We start from the raw sequence: 23,104 nt of genomic DNA on the forward strand, positions 1-23,104 counted from the left end.
ATATATCTTAATTGGTACGCTTTTAATGGATTAGTTCATGTTACTAGTTTCCATCCTGGTATATCTGGTCTTCACAGTATCCATCGGTTATTTTGCCAAACGTTGGGTTTCCAATGCCGAAGATTTTATCATGGCTGGCCGTAACCTTCCCGCTTATCTGAATGCAGCCGCGGTCTTTGCACTCTGGTTTGGGAGTGAAACGGTTTTGGGGGCATCCGCTGAGTTTCTGGAGCATGGGCTGCTCGGAGTTATTGAGGATCCGTTTGGGGCAGTGCTTAGTCTCGTACTGGTAGCAGTATTTTACGCCCGCCGGCTTTACCGGCTCAATGTGTACACCATTATTGATTTATTCCGGATGCGGTTTGGACGGGTAGCCGAACAAATCAGCGGGATCATGATGATCTTCTCTTTCTTTGGTTATTGTGCAGCACAATTGGTTGCCCTGGGGTTATTATTATCGACCATCACCGGGCTGGAGTTAACCACGACCGTCTTGATATCCGCAGGCATGGTCATCTTTTATACCTTTTGGGGAGGTATGTGGGCGGTGTCGGTTACTGATTTCCTGCAGAGCATCATGATTGTCACCGGATTGGTTGCCTTGACGATCGTATGGGGAAGCCAGAGCGATGGATTTCAAGCTGTAATACATAGTGTTCCAAGCAGCCATTTTCAGTTTTTTCCACACGAAGGATCGCTGGAATGGATCCACTGGATTACGGCATGGATGGTCATTGGACTGGGCAGCATAGCCAGCCAGGATGTCTTCCAACGAGTCAATTCCGCGCGATCGGAAAAAGCCACCTATTATTCGACCCTGATTGGAGCCGGGTTGTATCTCATCTTCGCACTTATTCCACTTTACCTGATCCTGCTGGCTAAGAACCTTTTCCCGGATATGATGGCTGGTGACCTCCAGACGGCCTTGCCTTCCATTGTTTTGCAGAAAGGTCATATTGGGCTCCAGATCCTGTTCTTTGGCTCTCTGGTGAGCGCGATACTAAGTACTGCCAGTGGTGCCTTATTAGCCCCCGCCAGTATACTTTCAGAAAATATCCTGAAACCGCTTGTCGCCGACCGGTTGACCACACAACGATTCTTATGGCTGACCAGAATTTGTGTTTTGATGGTTGGCCTGATCTCAGTCCTTTTCGCCCTCGGGCACCAAAACATTTACGACCTGGTCGGTATCTCCAGTGTGTTTGGACTGGTCTCCCTATTTATTCCATTAAATATAGCTTTGTTTACCAAATGGAGTAACCGCTCCGGGGCTTTGTGGTCCATGATCTGTGGGGCGGGATGCTGGATCTATTTTGAATACGTTCATCCGCTTATCGTTGATGCGCTCTGGCCGGGAGTACTGGCCAGTATTGTTGGGTATTTGATAGGGACGCTGATTCACAACATCCGAAATGCGGATTTGGTACAATCCACAGACTAGCCTTCCGGCAGCTTTTCCCAGGGGACGGATTTCAGGATGTATTTGATGGCTTTCAGGGTTGTTTGCGGTTTGATGTCACCTTCAATGACGTGCCATGGAGCTTTGCCTACCCCGGTCAATTTGAACATCTTTGTTTGGTATTCATGGTACTGGTCATACAGACCTACGGCATTCAGGTCCACAGCAGATAACTCCCACCGTCGCAAGGGATTTTGTTGGACATGTTCGATGCGCAGGGCTTGCTCTTTACGACTGATGGTAAGATGGATTTTGACCAGGATGGTGCCTGCGGATAAAAGCATTTTCTCAAATTCCAGTACTTCTTCCATAAAAAGCTGATGTTGTTCCGGGGAACAGAAGCCGTTGACAGGTTCAACGACGGCACGGTTGTACCAGCTTCGGTCGTAAAAAACAATCTCGCCCTGTTCGGGAAGACTGGCAATGTATCGTTTGAAGTACCACTGACTCTTTTCCTTTTCGGTAGGCTTATCCAGGGCTACCAGCCGTACATTCCGGGGGTTCATATGTTCCATACATGCCCGGATCAGGCTGCCCCGGCCGGCGAATTCGCTTCCTTCCACGAGAATGGCGACCCGGCTGCCACTGCGCACAATCCAGCTTTGCATCTGGTTCAGGGCAATTTGCAGCTTCTTGAGTTTGCTCTCAAACATTAACGCCTGCAATACCTGCGGAAAGTCCGGGACCTCCTGTCGCAGGAGTAGTTCCAGGGCACGCGTAGAAGACAGGCGCTTCAGATCTTTCTTGGAATACATAAACATTGATTAGATATACATCGAACGATAAAAACGGTGGACAACATTCGGATCCGGACTCAGGATGGTCTGCGCCTGGTCCTTGCCGGGATAGTTGAATCTGGATAGCAGATACCGGATGCTTTCCAGACGGGCCTCCATCTTCGAGTCGGTATTGATGATGATCCACGGAGAAAATTCAGTGTGGGTCTTAATGAACATTTCCCGGATGTGCCGGGTATATTCATCCCATTTCTCCCGTGATGCCAGATCTACCGGGCTTATTTTCCATTGCTTGAGCGGGTTGGTCATCCTGGCCTGGAATCGCTTCTCTTGCTCTTCCTTGGAAATGTCAAACCAGAATTTGATGATCTTAACCCCATCTTCGTACAGCATATGCTCAAATTCCGGAACCTGCTGAAGGAAACGTTCGTATTCTTCCGGGGTGCAAAAACCCATCACCGGTTCCACGACGGCACGATTATACCAGCTGCGATCGAAGAAAACCATCTCACCACGATTGGGGAGTTCCTTCACATGGCGCCGGAAATACCAGTGTCCTTTCTCAATATCCGATGGTTTTCCCAAAGCAACTGCTTTGGCAGCCCGTGGATTGAGGTAGCGCATAAACCGGCGGATAGCGCCACCTTTGCCGGCCGCATCGCGTCCTTCAAACAATATGGCCACACGCATACCCTGCTGGGTTATCCAGTTTTGCATTTTCAGAAGCTCGATCTGAAGTAATTCCAGGTCGGTCTCGTATTGGATCCGGTCATACACCGGAGTGAGGTGGACCATGCGCTCAAACAACAAATGTTCAAGGTCAGCCCGGGTAGCGATTGGAGCAATTTCTTCATTGGAGAATAAGAAGGGCTCTGTTGACATGCTTTTTTCACCTTTGATCAGACTAAAATAATTGCTTTAAACTAGTCATTCTACTAGGAAAGCCGTAATTCAATCCGCAGATTTACATCATCATTAAGGCCAGACGGCCTCACCCGAAAAGTCAGGTGTATTAAGTTATTAAACGTAAATTAAACCAAAAGTAACCTGTCATGAAGCCGTTTATACTGGAAGAAACGAATTGGAAAGCTGTCCGGGAGCAGCAATACGATGTGGCTATCCTGCCGTGGGGGGCAACCGAAGCCCACAATTACCATTTGCCCTATGGTACGGACAATTACCAGGTAGAATACGTCGCGGATCAGGCGGCTAAAAAGGCCTGGGACAAAGGTGGAAAACCATTGGTATTGCCTGGCATCCGCTATGGTGTGAATACCGGCCAGCTGGATGTGCCATTTTGTATGAATCTTTTGCCTTCTACTCAGCTGGCCATCCTCAAGGACATAGTGGACATTCTTAACCGGCATGGTCTGACTAAACTGATCATCCTCAACGGGCATGGAGGTAATGACTTTAAGACTATGATACGAGAATTATCCATCACCTTTCCTGATGTGTTCGTGTGCTGGGTGAACTGGTGGCGAGCAGTGGACTGGTCACTCTTTTTTGAAGATCCGGGCGATCATGCAGGAGAAATGGAAACGAGCGCGGTCCTGCACATTGCCCCACACCTGGTCCGCCCTCTGGAGGAAGCAGGACCCGGAAAGGCTAAAACTTTCAAACCAAAGGCGCTGCGGCAGGGATGGGCTGTCACCCAGCGGCAATGGACTCGGGTAACCGAAGATACCGGGGTTGGAAATCCCTACCCAGCAACCGGAGCTAAAGGCGAAAAATATCTGGATGCTATAACCGACTCATTGGCAACCTTTTTCCTTGAACTCGGCACGACACCGTTGAATGAGCTTTATACGGATTGATCGTTCCTACTGATTAAAACCTGCTGCGCAAAGTGTAGGATGTATACCTTTCATTCATCAGATAACCGCTATATTTGCAGCCGGAAAAACCATTTGGGCCCCTTCCTTGTTAAGGGGTAATATGAAATTGAATACATGGCAATTATTATAACTGACGAATGCATTAACTGCGGAGCATGCGAACCGGAATGTCCGAATAATGCAATCTATGAAGGAGGTATCGAGTGGGCAATGGTTGATGGAACAACGTTGACAGGATCCTATCCGTTGCAAAATGGCCATCAGGTGGATGTCGACCAAAAGCAGGAACCCATCTCTGAGGATTTTTATTATATCGTGCCCGATAAATGCACCGAATGTGTTGGTTTTCACGAAGAACCACAGTGCGCTGCCGTGTGCCCCGTGGATTGCTGTGTTCCGGATCCCGATCACGTAGACAGTGAACAAGTCCTGCTCGATCGCAAAGAAAGATTACATATAGCCTGATCCGGGCTTAGTCCAATAACATAGCTGCAATCTCCTGGTTTAATTTCCCAATCCACACATTGGATTTATTGGTCAAGACAACAATAACCATTTGATCATCAGGATAGATGACCAGATTTGAAGTTCCACCTACCGACCCACCGCTATGTCCGAACCAATGCCGGCCTGCATCATCCATATCGCTGCGAAATCCGATCCCATAACCCGTGTCCTGACCCGAAGCATCCTTCTGTGAGGTTGTGAACAGGGTGCGGACGGATTCAGACCAAAAGTCTGTGCCCAGCAGGGTATTGGCAAAGCGGCAGAGATCTGTCGCCGAGGATAAGTATCCTCCGCCAGCCCATTTATAACTATTATCCACCGCAGGAGCATTGGTGATATTACCCTGCAGGTCTTCAACGTAAAAACGCGTGCGCCCGGGGATGATGGCATTTACCATTTCCGGTCCGGTGTGGAGCAAGCCAAGCGGCTTAATGAGCTCATCATCCATCAGGTAGAGAAAAGGTTTTCCACCAACAGTCTGCATGACGGCACTGATCAGGTTAAAACCATAGCTGGAATAAGCATATTTACTGCCAGGTTTATGAAGCAGTGGATCATCTTTGAAAATATCAAGAGCGGTAATAACATCCGAATAATGTTCATTCATTAAAATTTCATTGCCGTTGTAGTGTCTGATGCCGGCCAAATGTCCGCCGAGAAGCCTTATTGTGATCATGGATTTATCACCATCGGCAGGGTAGGATGGCAGATAGTGCTGCACAGGAAGATCAAGATCGATCAGGCCCTGCTGATACTGTTTTGCAAGGACGGATGCGGTAAGGGATTTTGAAATGCTGCCAATCCGAAAGCGGGTTGACAATGCATCTACCGTGACATTTTGTTCCAGATCCGCATAGCCAAATCCTTCCGCATAGATGAGTTCACCGTGACTGGTAACAGCTACTGCGACTCCTGGTACGTGCTGTGATTCTTTAAATTCCTCAACCCGATGCTTGACCTGATCGAGCTTGTCGGAAAGATTTTGCGCATTGGAAGATGTCCAGGTTAGGACTGCAAATAATAAGGTAATGATCCATTTCATATGTTACGATTTGAAGTATTTCCAGGGAACCACCAGCATTCCGAAACATTCGCCATCTTCTTTCGTCAGATGTTTATGATGGATTTTATGTGCCCTGCGGATTGCTCTAAAATAAACATTGTTTGAGTTCCTGAACCATTTAAATCGCTGATGAATGAATACGTCATGAATCAGAAAGTAGGTGAGGCCGTACAGAAGTATCCCCAGTCCTGCCCAGATCATCCAGATCATAGTAGTTAAACTGCCTAAAATGAAAAATGTCGCGCTGGGTATGGCGAAAATCAGGAAAAAGCGGTCGTTTTTCTGAAAAAAACCTGGCTCGCTGACGTGATGGTCCCGGTGCCAGGACCACAGGAATCCGTGCATGACAAACTTATGGGTGAACCAGGCCACAAACTCCATGACCGAATAGGTTACAAGGGTGATGATAAGTCCTATTACAAGATTCATTGTGTAAACATTTTAGCTAATATGTTTTTGCGATATGCGAATATTTGATCAATTTTTTTACTGATTAACCATTTATCAATCCATTTGCCTATGAAGCCAAATGGGACAGCATAGTACAGCAAGTCAGTCATTAGAATACCATCATCCTTTTTTTCAAAATGGTGTTCATGATGCCAATACCGGTAAGGTCCGAAGCGTTGTTCATCAACAAAATAGAAGGGTGCCTTGACCTGAGTTATTTCAGTGACCCAGGAAGCGGGAATGCCTAGCAAGGGAGTAAGTCGATAACGAATCACCATGCCGGGATACATAGGTACGGACTGAATATCGCTGAGCACTTTAAAATTCATTTCCGGGGGAGTGATTTGGCCCAGATTTTCCGGCCTTGAAAAAAATTGCCAGGCTTCTTCTAAAGTGACAGGCAACGTCATTTCCCATTTTTTGACCTGCAGTTGCATCAGACGCGATTAAATTTAATATTCATTTTCGCGAGGATTAAAAGCAAAATTTTAAAACCATTGGATATTCGAATTCTTTTCTCCAATAAAATCTGCGGCTGGCAAGACCTGATTTTCAGGAACAAAGCTTTGTAATATACATAAGCCGAATACACACCGAATTTTGCCTGGGAGGGCAGTCGTTGGATAGCCTGGCGCGCGGCTTTAAAATCTTCCGCAATCTCCTGTTCTATCTCCTGTTTTATTTCGGCATTAAGCCCACTGGAGGCCCAATTTGGGAAATAGATCCTGCCCAGTACTTCCTTATCATTCTTCAGATCCCGCAGAAAATTGACTTTTTGAAATGCAGCACCTAATCGCATTGCTCCCGGTTTAAGTTCCTGATAACAAGCTTCATCTCCTTGACAAAATACTTTTAAACACATCAATCCAACGACCTCTGCTGAACCCAGGATGTATTCTTCAAATTTCTCCCGTTGATAGTTTTGCGCATACAAGTCCATCTCCATGCTTCCCAGAAATTGCTCGATCAATTGCAAGTCTATTTGAAACCGATTGACTGTGACTTGGAAAGCATGCAGGACCGGATTGGTGCTTATACCTTCATCGATCGCCCTGTAAGTCTCACGCTTAAAGCGGTCCAGAAGACCAGCCTTGTCGAAGTCATGAAAGGTATCGACAATCTCATCTGCCAGTCGAACGAATCCATAAATTGCGAAGATATGTGGGCGGATCGAATGGTCAAGCATTCGGATTCCAATTGAAAAGGAAGTACTGTATCGCATGGTGATCACCCGCGACAACTGCATACAGACATTATCGTATAATGCCATCATGCCTGGTCTTGCTGTTGTTTTTTAAGAATGTATTTTGCAACCACTTCGCCGCTGATAACAGCTGGAGGTAATCCTGGACCAGGTACCGTTAGCTGTCCGGTAAAAAATAGATTGTTTACCTTTTTGCTTTTAATTTTTGGTCTTAAAGGGCCAGTCTGTAACAGCGTATTTGCCAGGCCGTATGCATTACCTCGGAAAGAATGATAGTCTTTGATGAAATCATTGATGCAATAACTGCGGTGAAACAAGACTTGGTCCTTTATGGTGCACCCAAGTTGGCGCTCCATGCGATCAAGGACCCTATTAAAATAGTGGTCATGCTTTGCGGGGTCATCTTGTAACCGGGTGGAGAGCGGTATCAGAATGAACAGATTTTCTTTTCCTTCCGGAGCAGCCATGGGATCGGTCTTGGAAGGCGCACATACATAAAATAGGGGATCTTCCGGCCATATGTGGTCGTCGTAAATGGACTGAGCGTGCGAAGAGAATGGTGCATCGAAGAATAAATTGTGGTGCTCAAGGCCGGAGACCTTTTTATTAACACCTACGTAGAACAACAAGGATGAAGGGGCCATTACTTTTTTATCCCAATAGGCTTTTGAGTAAGACCGGCTTGAATTCGGTAATAGGTCCATTTCCGTATGATGGTAGTCAGCCCCTGATATCACCAGATTTGTCTCAAACAGACCGTTGCATGTAGACACGGCTTTCACATTTCGGTCTGAACCCATGATGAATGAATCTACCTCCGTGTCAGTAATTAATTCAACTTCATTCTCTGACAGGATTTGACGGAATGCTTCTGAAATTTTCGTCATTCCTCCCATTGGATACCAGGTCCCCAGCATCATGTCCGCATAATTCATCATACTGTATAATGCAGGCGTTTCTTCTGGTTTTGCTCCAAGAAATAGAACTGGAAACTCCAGCAACTGCACCAGATGCGGATCCTGAACATATTTACGGATGTGCTTTGCGATGGATTGAAAAAGATCCAGGCGCATGCTTTTCTGAATCAATTGCAGATCAGCATATTCCGTGACGTGGAGCGATGGTCTGTAAATGAATTCAGACATCGCTGTGTCGTATTTAATTTTGGCTTCTTTCAGGAAAGCTGCAAGGCGGTCCCCACTGCCTGACTCAAATCCATCAAACAAAGTCTTTAAGCTGTCAAAATCGGATGGAAGGGTGACGGGCTCCCGGTCACTCCAGAAAACCTGGTAGGAAGGATTAAGTCGCTTTAATTCGTAAAAATCCTGGTGGGTATGCCCGAATAGCTGGTAAAAGCGTTCGAATACCTCCGGCATCCAGTACCAGGAAGGTCCCATGTCAAACTGGAAGCCCTGGTGATCCCATTTTCGGTTGCGGCCACCTACTGATTGATGTTTTTCAATCAATCGTACAGAGTGACCAGCTTTGGCCAGGAGTGCGGCACAAGCCATTCCCGCGATTCCGGCACCAATGACCACTGTCTTGCTTCCAGATTGTAAATTCATACCTAATAGATCAAATTTTAGTTAGTTTTGTTTAACGAAAATCAAAAAAAATTAAACAAAACATGCAACAGGTTACCCTGTACTGGTTTAGAAGGGACTTGAGATTGGATGATAACCACGGATTTTCACAAGCGTTGGCTTCCGGTTTTCCGGTCTTTCCAATTTTTATTTTTGATCGCAACATTCTGGATGAACTCGAGGATAGGTCAGATGCCCGAGTGCAATTCATACACAACCAGCTGGTTAACCTGAATAAGGAACTGGCAGTCTATGGATCCGGATTATCTACTTTTTACGGTACGCCTGAAGATGTTTTCCGGGAGCTGATCCAAATCCATTCGATCCGGATGGTTATGACCAACCGGGATTATGAACCTTACGCTATTCAGCGGGATAAACGAATCCATGCTTTCCTTTCAGACCATGGAATTCCATTTAAGGGATTTAAAGATCAGGTGATTATGGACCGGCGAGAGGTCCTGAAGGCTGATGGGGAACCCTACACAGTTTTTACTCCCTACAGCCGGAAATGGAAAGAACTATTCCGCCCGGACCTGATCCAGCCATTTCCGGTTTGTCTCTCCAGGGAGGTGCTTTTGCAAATACCCGGCAAAGATGTGCTGCCCTTGAAATCAATAGGATTCCAGCCTGTAGGTCAGGCATTTCCGGGCAAGGTAATGGATGAAGAGCTTATTCGTAACTATCAGGAAATCCGCAACTTTCCGGGTATCAGAGGGACTACAAGGCTGAGCGTGCATTTGCGATTTGGCACCATCAGCATCCGAAATCTGGTCAATAAAGCAATGGCCTGGAACGGCACTTTCCTGAATGAGCTCATTTGGAGGGAGTTCTACATGATGATCCTGTACCATTTCCCCCATGTCGTCCATCAGTCTTTCCGGCCACAATATGACCGTATACCCTGGCTAAACCAGGAAGAAGCGTTTGAAGCATGGTGCGAGGGGCGTACCGGATATCCGATTGTTGACGCCGGAATGCATGAACTGAACGAGTCCGGCTTTATGCACAACCGGGTTCGTATGATCACCGCTTCATTTTTGACCAAGCATTTGTTGATCGATTGGCGATGGGGGGAAGCCTATTTTGCCCGGAAATTGCTGGATTACGAATTAGCGTCAAATAATGGAGGCTGGCAGTGGGCGGCAGGATCGGGCGTGGATGCAGCGCCATACTTCCGTATTTTTAATCCGGCATTGCAAGCCCAAAAGTTTGATCCTGACCACCGATACCTGGATGAATGGGCGCCGGGATGGCAATTGCCCGGGTATCCGTCACCTATTGTAGATCATAAGTTAGCCCGGGAAAGAGCTATTTCCACATTTCGCAAGGCCTTGGATTGAATCAATTTCCAAATTAGATTATACCCTCCGGATGAATTCCATTGCCGGTTCAAATGGCGATGATGTATGGAAATCAGGCAGTTCTAACCAGTTAGACAGAAGCGGATTTGGCTTGCCATATACCTGGTGTGCTTCCCAGACATAATCCAGATACCAGTCAGGCTCGTTGCCCCAGCGGGTTTCCTGGTGACGCATTTCCCAATAGGACTTTCTGGGTAACCGGAGATAGATGCCTCCTGAATAGCGATGGTTTAAGTCAGGGTGGGCAAATGCCAGGATTCCTTCAATAAGAATCAGATCGCAGTCATTTTCACAGTCTTCGATGGCTGAGAACAATCGATTCCAGTCGACAGACAAGGGATGTTCCCAGTCCTCGGCTTGATTGATCCTCGGAAGTTGGTTTTTGGGCAGGACGTAGTCATCCAAAGCCAGCAAAACAGTTTTTTCAAATATTCCGGCCAGGTGAAGAGCCAGGGAGGTTTTACCCGCCCGGCTAATCCCGCCAATTCCGATCATTTTACTCATCATCGGGCTGATTGCGCAGCGATTTGCCGGCTCTTACAATGGCCTGCGGATTTCGCAACCACAGGTCCCGCTGCGGGAAAGGAATTTCTATTCCCTGTTGGCGGAACATATCAATGATACGGTAACGGATCTCACTTTTGATTCGCTCGATGCGGAAAAACTCACGGCAATAGATATGCAGGGTAAACTCAAGAGCTGAGTTGCCAAAGTCGGAGAAATGAACGGAAGGTGGCGGCAGATCCAGCACTTCTTTTTGCTCTTCGGCAGCCTGCATCAGGATTCTGGTTACCAGCTGGACATCCGACTGGTAAGAGACTCCGACATGGATCTGAAAGCGGGAAGGCTCATTATTGTTGCTGAAATTGACCACATTGTTCACAACCAGTTTCGAATTGGGTATGATAATGACCACGGAGTCCCTGGTCTCAACCTTGCTGGTACGGATACCTATGTATCGTACCCGGGCCACCGTGCCATCTACGACGACAATGTCGCCTACTGCTACAGTACCTTCGATAAGCAGCACAATGCCTGAAATCCAGTCCATGAAGGTCTGCTGCAAACCCAGACCTAAACCGACCAACAGAGCAGCCGCACCGGTCCAAACATAGGAGAGCGTAAATCCCAGAGCCTGGATTGACCAAAGCACCGTGATGGTATACAGGACGTATTTGAAGGTTGTAATGATGGCAAACTGACGGCCAATATCCACCCCACGGCGCTGAAAACGGTTTTTTAATGTTTTGGACAACAGATAGCTTATCAACCGGGCCAGGGTGATGATCGCAAGGGCAATCAGCAGGTTCTGTACAGTAACCGTGTTGGTGCCTGCCTTAAAGAGAACTTGATCCAGTATCTGTTGCAAGAAGGACGGTTTGGCAACGAAAATAGAAAAGATTATTCCAATTCGGGTAAAATGGTTGCCGGCGGAGTGCAGACACCAACCCGTTGTTTTCCATCTTGTTCAGAAGATTACACTGAAGGACAAGTGCTAACCACGGGAGGTATGAAGTGCGGGGTCCCTAGGTTTCAACCGAGTAAAACCTGAAAGTTTATTACCTTAATCCTCATACAACAACTCATCAGCTTGGATTCATCTGAAACTATTACCACAGCAGGCACATCGGCGAAGAAGTTCAATACGATGCCCGTTTTCTTTACTGCTATTTCAACCATCCTCGGAGCCATCATGTTCCTGCGGTTTGGTTTTGCAGTAGGGCAACAGGGACTATTGGGTACCATCATCATCATTCTGATCGGGCATATGGTGACTATTCCGACAGCTATGGCCATCGCAGAAATAGCGACCAATCAGAAGGTTGAAGGAGGGGGAGAGTATTACATTATTTCCCGGTCTTTTGGTCTGGTAATAGGGTCTACCATTGGGATAACGCTTTATCTATCGCAAGCCATAAGTGTAGCTTTTTACATCATTGCATTCACCGAAGCGTTCACACCGCTGTTTAACTGGATTGACGGACTTCATCCTCCTGTCTGGGTGTCCTGGTTGCTGGCTCAAAAACAAACGATCGGGATCCCGGCATTATTGGGACTTACCTATATCATGCTGACCAAAGGGGCATCTTTAGGCGTGAAGACATTGTATGTGGTTGTTGCCACTTTGGGGGTGGCTCTCGTTGCTTTTTTTCTGGGAAGTGCGCTGGATCAAACATCTCAATACGGCCCGACAACCACCATTCTGGATTTTCCAAGTACCGGGATCAAATCAGTTGATTTCTTCACCGTTTTCGCCATTATTTTCCCTGCATTTACCGGGATGACCGCCGGAGTAGGCCTGTCCGGGGACCTCAAGGACCCATCCAAGTCGCTTCCATTAGGGACACTATCAGCTACCATATCCGGAATGATCATTTACTTGTTTATAGCCTACAAACTACACATTTCTGCGTCCCCGGTAGAACTGGCGGATACTTCACGACTGATCATGTCGGATATAGCCTGGCAGGGATCATGGCTGATTCCGATCGGATTAGCTGCTGCAACCATTTCTTCCGCCCTGGGATCCATCATGGTAGCGCCGCGGACCTTGCAGGCCATATCCCGGGACCGCATCTTCCCCACGCCCTTCCTGAATGACTTCCTGGCCAAGGGAAAAGGATTGTCCGATGAACCCTACAATGCCAGTCTGGTAACCATTCTGATCGCCGGTGCATTCATCTTTCTGGGCCAGTTGGATGCAGTAGCACAGATTATATCCATGTTTTTTATGGTCACTTACGGTTCATTGTGTCTGATATCTTTTCTCAATCATTTCGCCGCGGATCCTTCCTACCGGCCCAGTTTTCGTTCCCGGTGGTACATTTCCCTGTTTGGCGCGATAACCTGCTTTGGCCTCATGTTCTTTATGAATGCTTCGTATGCCATTATGGCAACGTTGTTACTGATATCACTTTACTTCTTAATTGCTTTTTTTAACAAGGATAAAAAGAGTATTGCCTTGATTTTCCAGGGTGTGATTTTCCAGTTCAGCCGGCAGCTTCAGGTCTTCCTGCAAAAGGCGGATAAAGAAGCAGCCCGTAGCTGGCGCCCATCCGTTGTTGCCTTGTCTAAATATACGTTTGATCGTATCGGTCCATTTGATCTGTTGCGCTGGATTGCCCACAAATATGGATTTGGAACCTACATTCATTTTGTCCCTGGTTATCTCTCCCGCCAACTCAACCGTGATGCTAAGGTGGCTAAGAACCGGCTGATCAAAATGGCAGAAATCAGTGATAGCAATATTTATATTGATACGATGATCAGCCCATCCTATCAGTCTGCAATCGCTCAGATCATCCAGTTACCAGGTATGGCTGGTACGGATAATAACCTGCTGCTCTTGGAATATACAAAGCACGATTCAAGCGGTCTGACAGACCTGATCGATAATTTTAACCTTATCCGGTCTGTGGATTTTGATTTGGCTATCCTGGCAAGTTCGGACCGTGGGTTTGGAATAAGGAAACGAATACACATCTGGATCACACAACAGGATTACCGGAATGCAACCCTGATGATCTTGCTGGCTTACATCCTCATGGGACACAAGGAGTGGGCCGGCGCTGAACCACGGGTTTACGCCTATTTCACCGAAGACATTATGGATCAGGAGAAGAGCCGCCTTACCGGGCTGATTCAGGCGGGTCAGTTGCCTATTTCTACCCATAATGTTGAATTTATCACACGCCAACACGATGCAAATCCACACGAAATCATCATTGCGAAATCCCGCGATGCTGATCTCACTTTTATCGGATTCCTGGCCGAAACCGTTAAGAAACTGGGGGCTAAAATGTTTACCGATTACGACCTGCCCGGAAACATCTTGTTTATCAGCAGCTCGGACGAAATTGACCTTCAATGAGACCAACTACATCTTAGCGTTTTTGGTTTTAATGATGATGACGCCGTGGTTGCCTTCTTCTCCGTAAATGGCAGTTTCAGAGAGGCTGCGGAGAACCCGGACACTCACGATTTCATTGGCATTGATGCTGTTATTGACCGAAGCATAATTCCTGCCCATGTTGGTGTTATTGACGATGAACAAGGGCTGCGTTTCGAGGGTGATCGTGCTTTGACCCCGGACGTAGATACGGGCGTTATCGCCATCCCCCTGGATTGTCAGGGATGAATATTTGCGCAAAACATCAGCCAGGCTGCGGTTGTCCTGCTGATTGTTTATTTCATAGGGATCCTCCTTGGCAGCTTTTTTAGGGGTGTCTTTCGATACAAAACAACCTGTAAGGAGAACCAGGGTGAGCAGGTAAAATAGATTTGTGGCTCGCATACGTATGGGTTTTAGTCCAGACATCAAATTAAACATTCTTTTATAAGATGAAAAGGGTAACCCTTATGGCGTATGGGTAAATAGCAGGATTAATACGTGTTTTCTTCCTGAGTGCTCAATGAATGACCACAACGATGGCAATATTGGGCGAATTTATGATGTTCGGTCTGACCGCATTGCGGACATTTGAAATAATGAAATTCTTTCTGGTTCATTACCCGCCCGCTGATCTCGGCTGTTACAATACCGGTAGGTACGGCGATGACGCCATAGCCAAGGATCATGACCACGGTAGCCAGCATTTGCCCCAGGGCAGTGATCGGGATTTTATCCCCATATCCGACCGTGGTGAGCGTCACAATGGCCCAATAAATACCATCGGGAATAGAACGGATCTGTGGATTGATGTCTCCTTCAACCATGTACATCAATGTACCCAATAAGACAGCCATCAGAATCACGAAGGAAAGGAATACGTAAATTTTGGTCCGGGACGCCTGCAGTGCACTAACCACAATGGAGCCTTCACGGACAAAATGTCCCATTTTGAAAATGCGGAATATCCGCAACAGACGAAGGACCCGGATAATCAGTAAATGTTGTGCGCCAGGAAAAAAGATGCCGATGTAGGCTGGTAGGATTGCCAGTAAATCCACGATCCCAAAGAAAGAGGTGGCGTAGGCAACCGGGTTCCTGGAGGCATACAAACGTAGGACATACTCGACGGTAAAAATTACCGTGAAAAACCATTCCAGCGAGTAAAAAAGCCACCAGTAGGTATGGTGAAATGAGCTTACCGTTTCGAAAATGATCGCCAGTACACTCAGTACAATGGCGATGATCAGGATCCGGTCAAATCGCCGGCCTTCCTTCGTATTTGACTCAAAGATTATTCGGTGCAGCCTTTCCTGGCCTTTAACACTGATAAAACGGTCCAGGAGCTTCCGGCCACGGTTGCCCATGAAGAGTAAAAACTTTCCCAAACGGCGAAAGAATCGAACCAACAGATTGCCATCTTCAGTCATGGTTTGGGTAAGATAAGCCATCGCTGGTAATTAGGTGATGATTCTTGTCAAAAAATGGAAGAGTTCGGTACATGCATTAACCTCGGCAGGGTCGTACCTTTAAGTGGTAAATATCAAGGGGTTATGCACGTAGAATCATTTCGGGACTATTGTTTGTCCAAACCAGGCGTTACCGAGTCTTTTCCCTTTGGGCATGACACGCTCGTTTTTAAAGTGATGGATAAAATGTTCGCTTTGACAACACTTGATTCAGACGGCTTTACGGTGAATCTAAAATGCAGACCTGAACTGGCCCAGGAATGGAGGGAATCTTTTCCGGAAGTTAAGCCTGGCTATCACATGAATAAAACGCACTGGAATACGGTGGACTTTGAAGGATCCCTGGACGATTCCTTTTTAAGCAAGATGATCGATCTGAGCTATCAACTGGTTGTGGAAGGGCTTCCAAAGCCGGTTCGTGAACAATTAAATCGACTGTAGTATGCATATCGGGATCGTAGGGCAGGGGCTGGCAGGTACATTGATGGCTTTCCGGCTTATCCAGGAAGGATATCAGGTTACCGTAATCGATCCGGGTGGCGAGAATTCCAGTACCATTGCCTCAGGTCTTATCAATCCGGTTACGGGCCGGAAATATGTAAAAAGCTGGCTGGTGGAGCGATTACTCGATCTGTCAGACCGCGTGTATCCGGCTATGGAAATTGAGCTGAACATCAAATGTTACCATCACCGGCCATTGTACCGCATATTGCACGATCACCAACAGGCCGAGTTGTGGATGCTGCGAGCCATCATGCCTGGCTATGATTCTTACCTGAGTTCCAATACCGAAAATTGGACTCCGGAAGATTCCGGATTACGCAGACCTGCAGAGTTGGGCAAAGTCCGGGAAGCCAGGTGGCTGGACACAAGTTTGTTGCTTACGGCGTTTCGCAGCTATTTACAGGCTCGCGGAAACCTCCGACAAAGTAAATGGCAACCGGATGAGACGACAATCCGGATTGATCACATCCTGTGGAATGGAGAATCCTTCGATTATCTGTTGTTTGCAGAGGGTAGTGGCATAAGTGATAATCCGTATTTCAATTGGTTACCAATCCAGCCCAGTAAGGGGGAGAGACTCCTTATCAAAGCCGAAAGCAAGCTGACCCGAACACTGAAAGCAAATTATTTCATTATTCCGTACCGGGAGCCTGGTAACTTCTGGATTGGTTCCCCTACGGACTTCACTGCTCAGGACTCAGCGCCGAGTGAACGGGGTAAGCAAGTGCTGGAAGAACACATCCGGTATTGGCTTTCAGATTCCTTTACCATTGCGCATCACGCGGCGGCATTCCGGCCTGCCAGCAGGGATCGCAGGCCGGTGATCGGTTTTCATCCTCAATATCCCAGGATCGGTGTCCTGAACGGTCTCGGTACCAAAGGGGTATCCATAGCGCCTTACCTTGCTGACCTGATGGTTGAATATCTGCGGGACCAGTCTCCATTTCCCGCAGAAGTTGATATCAAAAGATTTGCATACCCGGGAGGGGGTGAATCGCGTTAAATTTATATTAATATGGATCCAGCAGCTTACCGAAGTGGCTTGAATAGCCATCTATCTAAACATACCAACCAACAAACCCTGCTTTATGATTCGCAACGTTTTCGGTATTACCATCATGGCCAGTTTACTCTGGTTCTGTCATACCACACAACCATTACCACAAAAAGATAAACCATTGAATTGGAAAGGAATTGATAGTCTTGAGGCCATAGGTAAATATCAATCAGCAGCTGACGAATGCCGAAAATTATACCTGTCATTACCTGAAAATGCGGTCTCCGAACGCACCAAAGCCCTTATTTACCTGGCAAAATACATGGTCTATCTTGATGCCAGGGATCAGCAGGCAGCCATCCTGTGGCTGGATAAGCAAGCCAAATTGGCATCGGGGCCGGTTAGTAGCCTGATTCATTCGTTTGTTGGTGAACAGATTGCAGCCTGGGCAGATCAAAACCGTTGGGGGAGAGAGAACCTCTTGCCGGGTGCAGTGCTGGATACAACGGATTTGCAAACCTGGCCCTTATCCGAGTTATACCATTGGGCCATGACCCATTATGAGGCGTCCCTCGTAGATGTACAAGGCACCTCGATACCTCTGACCGAGCTTGGAGATTTGATTGTCTGGGATACATTGGCACAGCAATTTGCACCCAATCTGCATTACCTGTTGCTGGATCGCGCACTTCAGTTCTTGCAGAGGCCGGAAGTGACAGCAGTAGCAGATGAGTCTGTCCTGCAGGATCTTACTGCTGCCGGACCATTGTCTGAATTCCTCGCGTGGCAAATTACCGGATCGGACCACGCGTCGCAAGTGCTCAGACACTTCCAGGCCATGCTGAAGTATTCCCGGGAGCATTTATCCGCCCCTCTGCAGATCCAAACAGACCTGAAAAGACTGAACTATGCATTTAATGCACTGATCCATACAGGCAAAGAGGCTCAATTTGAGGCAACACTTTTCTCAATGACGGAGGAGGATTATCCGGTAGCCGAAAAGGCCTGGATTCGATATACGCTTGCTGATTATTGGGTCCATACCAAGTCCTATCTGTCCGAAGAAGCACATGCTGCCCTGAATCGTAAAGCACATTCCGAAGCAATCGCAATAATCACGGATGAACCGGGGGTGCCGGCAGCACAGGCAGCTCAGGCTCTGATTGATGAACTGGAGACCAAAGAGTGTAATGTGCAGATGGAAAGTGTCTGGCTTCCTGACCAACCTGCTCTGCTCCACGTGAATTACCGGAATCTAAGCAATGTTGATTGCCGCATATATCGCCTTGAAAGTACGGATGAATGGCAACGATTGGATGGCAGAGAACGTAAGGCCTGGCTTGAAAGTACCAAAGCCTACAAGGTTTGGACCAGTAAAATCACCGATCCCAAAGATTATTTGAGACATTCGACGGAAATCCCGGCACCTGCATTACCGTTCGGCCGGTATGTGCTCGTGGTGACTTCTCAGAATGACCGTGGGGAGTGGATTTATGCCGAAGCATTTCAGGTCTCCGACATCATTTATGAACGCAACCAAAAAACACCGGTCACTTTTTCCATCTCTTCCCGGTCCAGTGGATTGCCTCTGGCAGGAGTGAAAGGAACCCTCTATAAATGGGATTACGGCCGTAATCAGCAAAATGCCAGGAAATCCATTGCCGGAACCATTGAAACGGACAGTCAGGGGCAGGTAACCACAGATAACGGTAATTTTCAGGAGGTTGTCTGGACCCTGGGTAAGGATACCCTGGAGTCGATGGATGGAAACGGTTACCAAGGTTTTGACGGAGTAATCCAGCAAAATGCTTCGGTGGTTCTATCTGACCGTTCTATCTACCGGCCAGGTCAGCGTATGCAGGTTACAGTTTTATTTTACCAGAATAGCCGGTCAGACCGCAAAGTCATGATCGACCAACCCGTTGAAATTCAGTTGGTCGATGCAAATCAGCAGGTCGTATCCTCTATGAAGTTGAGAACCAACAGATTCGGTAGTGTGAATACCAGTTTTCTGCTTCCTTCCGACCGGCTTGCTGGAAACTGGAGTATTCAAACTCCTGGTTATCAGGGCTATTATGGATTTCAGGTTGAAGCTTATAAACGTCCTACACTTGAAGTTACCTGGACGCCGGATACCTCCATTCATGTTCTAGGCGATGCGATTACGGTGACCGGTCATGTCCGGAATCTTGCCGGAAATCCGGTACAGGGAGCCACGGGTAAATTCACCGTTTACCGGCAGATGCCCTGGTTCGATTATTGGAGAATACCTGCCTATAACAGACGGGAACAGATTGCTGCCGGTGTCGTAAAGGTTGACGACCAGGGCAACTTTTCATTTAATTACGATGCCTTGCCGGATCCGTATGCCACCCAGGCCAAGCGCCCGGTCACCTATCATTTTTCCATCGAGGTTGAGGTGACGGATTTGAACGGAGAGACACAATCCAATCAGCAGGTTCAGATCCTTACTCAGGATCCGGTCCGCGTATTGATTCCTGTTCAGGATGTATTGGTTGATGCGACGGAAATTGCATTGTCCTGGCAGTTGCAAAATTATTCGGGTCAACCCTTGTCCATATCCGGAAACTACCAATTGGTTCAGTTGGCAAATCCTGGACGCCTGATTCGGAGAAGGTTGTACCCCAGGCCGGATATGCCCGTGTTGTCACCTGGTGAGTTTCAAAAACTGTTTCCGCTGGATGCCTATCAAGACGAAGACAACTGGCAAAACTGGAGAGATGATCAGGTGATCCGGCATGCATCCTGGCAGTCTTCCACAGATGGGAACGTAAGCATCAATCTGACCGGCATAGCACCCGGTGCCTACCGGCTGGAGGTAATAGCTGAAGGCCAGAAGGAAGCCAAATACGGATATTTCCTGGTAGCCAATACTTCTCTGCCACTGGCCATTTCCGACTTGTTGCTATTGAAAAAGGACAAGGGCTCGTATGAACCCGGAGAACAAGCCGTCGTGAATCTTGGTTCTGCGTGGAGCGGACTTCCGGTTACCATTCGTATTATACACAGTGGAGCAGAGATTATTTCGTCCATGATCCGGCTTGAAAGTTGGAGCAAGGTAGAGGTCCCGATCCTACTGGGTGATTTTGGTAATGTGGTACTTCAGATCTCAGCCGTGAGGGATAACCGGACTTTATCGCAGACGATGGTATTGCCTGTTCCCTGGAAGAACAAAACCCTGCTGGTCGATCGGATTAGTTTTGATTCGGTGGTTGAGCCAGGGCAGATTCTGGATTGGTCACTCCGGGTAACCGATGCGGACGGGACGCCGGTGGAAGCAGAGGTGACCGCTGTATTGTATGATGCGTCATTAGATAAACTGAATCCCCATGAATGGTTCCTGCCGGAAATGCCTCAGCGATGGTATCCGGAGGATCCCTGGACCTGGCGGATGAGTGATATCAAATGGTTATCCATGGTTCAATATCCTCCGATCACCAGTGCGGGAGTACCTTCGATCCCATGGTTTTATCTGAACAGTTTCCGATATCCTCAATTTGGTGGCCGGGTACTTCGCGCTCAGAACATGGAATCGGATATGATGTCCAGGGAAGCAGGTAATCCAGCTCCCGCTCCACCAGCAACAGCACAGGCAAAAATGGAAGATCAACCTGTTGAAGATCAGCCTGGACAGGAACAAACATCCGGAGAAGCATTAATGAAGATCCGGAAGAATTTTGATGAAACCGCTTTCTTCTTCCCTCAGTTGAAGACAAAACCAACGGGAGAAGTAGAATTACCCTTTACGATGCCGGATGCCTATACACGATGGAAATGGATGATCATCGCGCATACACCACAGATGGCTGCAGTCATCCATACCGAATCGGTCGAAAGCCGCCTGGACCTTATGTTATTCCCTAATTTGCCGCGTATCGTGCGCAGCGGCGACCTGATCGAATGGCCGGTAAAAGTAGTGAATACCGGTAATGAGAACCTTCCCGCAGTCGTACGTCTGGATTTCTTTAACGTGAACAACAGAGAACCTTTGCCGGGATTGACGGGACAGCCGGAGCGGGACATTAACCTGGAGGCCCATGGATCAGAATTCATATCCTGGATGGTTCAGATACCTGCTGATTATGTAGGTGTATTGGGATGCACTATTCGCGTTCAATCCGGAGCTAAGGGAGATCAGGAAGAGCGGCTGATCCCGGTGCTCACCAATCAGACGCTGGTAACCGACACCTATCCATTTTACATGGATCCGAATACGGACAAAACGATTGAAGTCGATGCACTCAAACGGATTTTCGAGCGACCAGAGCTGCAATTGATTGGTTATCAAATGGACTGGACTGCAGATCCGGCATGGCTGGTCCTGCCAGCCTTGGCTTATGTGCAGGGGCAACGTCACCTCACTGCTGCCGACTGGGCGGAATCAGCATACAGCTGGATATTAGGTGAATCCATCGTAGCCAATCCCCTGATACGCCAGGAAATTGCCAATTGGCCGGTCGAAACACTAAAAAGTCCGCTGGAAGGACAGGATGAAGTTAAAGCCGTCTTACTTCGTGAGACCCCCTGGGTATTGGATGCCAGTTCAGAGACCTGGCAGATGCAACAGATCAAAGGATTCCTGGAGCCAAATACGGTTGCCTATCAAAAGGTGCATAGCCTGGAGCAGTTACGGTCTCTCCAGAATGGAGATGGCGGATTTACCTGGTGTCCTCAGGGAAACTCCGATGTGTGGATGACGATTTATGTAATGGATATCCTGAGTCGTCTGCACAGTGAGCTCGACTGGCATCCTGCTGATACGGACTGGATAGGTGAAGCGTTGGCCTATATCGACAGGCAAATGGAACGAAACATTCAACTGGACCCTGACCGCAAACATATCACTTCGCTGGATGTAAAGGCATTGTCCGTATTAACACGCTGGAGCGATGTGCGGACCGTACCGGATAGCAAATGGATCCAATTTGCCTTAAAGGTACTGCCGGAGCAATGGATCGATCTTCCACTACAACTGCAGGCTTATGCAGGGGAATTATTGCGAAAGGACCATCCCGATGTTTCAAAGACCATCCTGGAGTCGCTGTTGGAACGTTCCATCGTCCATCCGGAACTGGGTCGATACTGGAAAGGTCAGCCAGGATACAGCTGGGAACACGCACCGATAGCCACCCAGGCTGCCATCATTCAGTTCATGCGAACCATGCAAGTCGATGAGTCGGTGATCCGTTCGGGCATCCAGTGGCTGTTGAAAAATAAACAAACCAATCACTGGGACTCGGGCAGTGACACTTATGTTGCCATCCAGGCCATCTGGACCGGTACCCGGAGCCTTCCCGTGAGCTCGGTTCCTCTGGCGATCCGGGTCGGTAATTGGACGGCGCCGGCAGTGATCCGCGGTGAGAAACGCTGGGATCCGACAGACATCGGGAAAGACATGCAGACGGTAACTGTTACCAACAAAGGCGGTCAGATTGCCTGGGGTGGGATTTATGTACAATCTCTACAGCCCCTTTCTGCAGTCCAGGCTCAACGTCAGGAAGGAGTGGTCCTTCAACGACTCATCAGTGAGGTGAAAGGGCAGGAGATCGTGCCCTTATCCGGTTCCGCACAACTCGCAAAAGGCGCACGGATAAGGGTTCGTCTGACCTTGAAAACAGACCGGGACCTGGACTATGTATACATCAAGGATTTACGGGCTGCCGGGTTGGAGCCTGTCGATCAGCGCAGCGGATATCACTGGCAGCAGGGCTTGAGTTATTATCAGGTTGTTCGTGATGAAGCCCAGGAGTTTTTTCTTGATCACGTACGCCCTGGGACGCACATCATCGAATTTGATGCTTACGTAAGCCAGTATGGTACTTACGAGGCAGGATATGCTTTGATGCAATGTCTGTACGCTCCTGCATTTGCTGCACGGACTGATGGGAAACAAATCCGGATCAATCCTGTCCAGTAAGTTGACCGGTATTCATATGGCCAAAGAATGCATTTCATCGCCCGGAGCATGCGTTGAATCGAAAATTGATGCACGCAGGCAAGAGATGGTCTATCTTTCTGT

At 47.9% G+C, this 23,104-nt stretch carries 19 protein-coding genes; 8 read left to right on the plus strand and 11 right to left on the minus strand.

Annotation, left to right across the window (positions count from 1 at the left end):
* Positions 1–37 precede the first annotated feature (37 nt).
* Positions 38–1,441, plus strand: a complete 1,404-nt coding sequence (locus tag H6570_04885; GenBank protein ID MCB9318596.1) for a sodium:solute symporter family protein — start codon at positions 38–40, stop codon at positions 1,439–1,441.
* On the opposite strand, the gene H6570_04890 is transcribed toward H6570_04885, so the two are convergent.
* Together H6570_04890 and ppk2 are read right to left on the minus strand one after the other, a co-directional pair.
* Positions 1,438–2,214: a polyphosphate kinase 2 gene (locus tag H6570_04890; protein ID MCB9318597.1), complete on the minus strand. Its 777-nt coding sequence runs from the start codon at positions 2,212–2,214 to the stop codon at positions 1,438–1,440. The two genes, H6570_04885 and H6570_04890, sit on opposite strands and share 4 nt — an antisense overlap.
* 9 nt (positions 2,215–2,223) lie before the next feature.
* A complete protein-coding gene (gene ppk2, locus H6570_04895) occupies positions 2,224–3,078 on the minus strand; it encodes a polyphosphate kinase 2 (protein MCB9318598.1) in 855 nt (284 codons plus the stop codon).
* Between the two features lie 170 nt (positions 3,079–3,248).
* Here ppk2 and H6570_04900 point away from each other — a divergent pair, with 170 nt between their 5' ends.
* Both H6570_04900 and H6570_04905 read left to right on the plus strand, forming a co-directional pair.
* Entirely contained in the window at positions 3,249–4,013 is a 765-nt protein-coding gene (locus H6570_04900) for a creatininase family protein (GenBank protein MCB9318599.1), read from the plus strand.
* A 135-nt stretch (positions 4,014–4,148) separates the two neighbouring features.
* The gene (locus H6570_04905) at positions 4,149–4,499 is read left to right on the plus strand and encodes a 4Fe-4S dicluster domain-containing protein (protein ID MCB9318600.1); all 351 of its coding nucleotides are present in this window, start codon (positions 4,149–4,151) and stop codon (positions 4,497–4,499) included.
* Positions 4,500–4,506: 7 nt separating this feature from the next.
* Here H6570_04905 and H6570_04910 read toward each other — a convergent pair whose 3' ends face one another.
* From H6570_04910 to crtI, 5 genes are read right to left on the minus strand one after another with little or no spacing between them, the layout of a single operon-like run.
* A complete protein-coding gene (locus tag H6570_04910; GenBank protein MCB9318601.1) occupies positions 4,507–5,583 on the minus strand; it encodes a beta-lactamase family protein in 1,077 nt (358 codons plus the stop codon).
* A gap of 3 nt (positions 5,584–5,586) precedes the next feature.
* The gene (locus H6570_04915; protein ID MCB9318602.1) at positions 5,587–6,033 is read right to left on the minus strand and encodes a sterol desaturase family protein; all 447 of its coding nucleotides are present in this window, start codon (positions 6,031–6,033) and stop codon (positions 5,587–5,589) included.
* Positions 6,030–6,491: an SRPBCC family protein gene (locus H6570_04920; GenBank protein ID MCB9318603.1), complete on the minus strand. Its 462-nt coding sequence runs from the start codon at positions 6,489–6,491 to the stop codon at positions 6,030–6,032. Before H6570_04920 ends, H6570_04915 begins: the two co-directional genes overlap by 4 nt.
* A complete protein-coding gene (locus H6570_04925; GenBank protein ID MCB9318604.1) occupies positions 6,491–7,327 on the minus strand; it encodes a phytoene/squalene synthase family protein in 837 nt (278 codons plus the stop codon). The genes H6570_04920 and H6570_04925 overlap by 1 nt, the downstream gene beginning before the upstream one ends.
* Positions 7,324–8,823, minus strand: a complete 1,500-nt coding sequence (gene crtI, locus H6570_04930; protein ID MCB9318605.1) for a phytoene desaturase — start codon at positions 8,821–8,823, stop codon at positions 7,324–7,326. Before crtI ends, H6570_04925 begins: the two co-directional genes overlap by 4 nt.
* A 62-nt stretch (positions 8,824–8,885) precedes the next feature.
* On the opposite strand from crtI, the gene H6570_04935 reads away from it, so the two are divergent.
* Entirely contained in the window at positions 8,886–10,184 is a 1,299-nt protein-coding gene (locus H6570_04935; GenBank protein MCB9318606.1) for a deoxyribodipyrimidine photo-lyase, read from the plus strand.
* A gap of 18 nt (positions 10,185–10,202) precedes the next feature.
* Here H6570_04935 and H6570_04940 read toward each other — a convergent pair whose 3' ends face one another.
* Both H6570_04940 and H6570_04945 read right to left on the minus strand, forming a co-directional pair.
* Positions 10,203–10,709, minus strand: coding sequence for a hypothetical protein (locus H6570_04940; GenBank protein MCB9318607.1), 507 nt, complete (start codon positions 10,707–10,709; stop codon positions 10,203–10,205).
* Positions 10,702–11,574 carry a mechanosensitive ion channel gene (locus tag H6570_04945; protein ID MCB9318608.1) on the minus strand — a complete coding sequence of 291 codons (873 nt, stop codon included), beginning with the start codon at positions 11,572–11,574 and terminating at the stop codon, positions 10,702–10,704. The genes H6570_04940 and H6570_04945 overlap by 8 nt, the downstream gene beginning before the upstream one ends.
* A gap of 279 nt (positions 11,575–11,853) precedes the next feature.
* Here H6570_04945 and H6570_04950 point away from each other — a divergent pair, with 279 nt between their 5' ends.
* The gene (locus tag H6570_04950; GenBank protein ID MCB9318609.1) at positions 11,854–14,076 is read left to right on the plus strand and encodes an amino acid permease; all 2,223 of its coding nucleotides are present in this window, start codon (positions 11,854–11,856) and stop codon (positions 14,074–14,076) included.
* Positions 14,077–14,082: 6 nt separating this feature from the next.
* Here H6570_04950 and H6570_04955 read toward each other — a convergent pair whose 3' ends face one another.
* On the minus strand, positions 14,083–14,499 hold the full coding sequence (locus tag H6570_04955; GenBank protein ID MCB9318610.1) for a TonB-dependent receptor plug domain-containing protein: 417 nt from the start codon (positions 14,497–14,499) through the stop codon (positions 14,083–14,085).
* 89 nt (positions 14,500–14,588) lie between these two features.
* Positions 14,589–15,545 (minus strand): ion transporter, encoded by a 957-nt coding sequence (locus tag H6570_04960; protein ID MCB9318611.1) that lies wholly within the window; start codon positions 15,543–15,545, stop codon positions 14,589–14,591.
* A 102-nt stretch (positions 15,546–15,647) separates the two neighbouring features.
* On the opposite strand from H6570_04960, the gene H6570_04965 reads away from it, so the two are divergent.
* The 3 genes from H6570_04965 to H6570_04975 all read left to right on the plus strand — a co-directional run bounded on the left by H6570_04965 (position 15,648) and on the right by H6570_04975 (position 23,002).
* Positions 15,648–16,004 carry an MmcQ/YjbR family DNA-binding protein gene (locus H6570_04965; protein ID MCB9318612.1) on the plus strand — a complete coding sequence of 119 codons (357 nt, stop codon included), beginning with the start codon at positions 15,648–15,650 and terminating at the stop codon, positions 16,002–16,004.
* A gap of 1 nt (position 16,005) precedes the next feature.
* On the plus strand, positions 16,006–17,070 hold the full coding sequence (locus H6570_04970) for an FAD-binding oxidoreductase (GenBank protein MCB9318613.1): 1,065 nt from the start codon (positions 16,006–16,008) through the stop codon (positions 17,068–17,070).
* A gap of 85 nt (positions 17,071–17,155) precedes the next feature.
* On the plus strand, positions 17,156–23,002 hold the full coding sequence (locus H6570_04975) for a hypothetical protein (protein MCB9318614.1): 5,847 nt from the start codon (positions 17,156–17,158) through the stop codon (positions 23,000–23,002).
* Positions 23,003–23,104: the final 102 nt, after the last annotated feature.

The sequence above is a fragment of the Lewinellaceae bacterium genome, assembly GCA_020636135.1.
Taxonomy (GTDB): Bacteria; Bacteroidota; Bacteroidia; order Chitinophagales; family Saprospiraceae; genus JAGQXC01.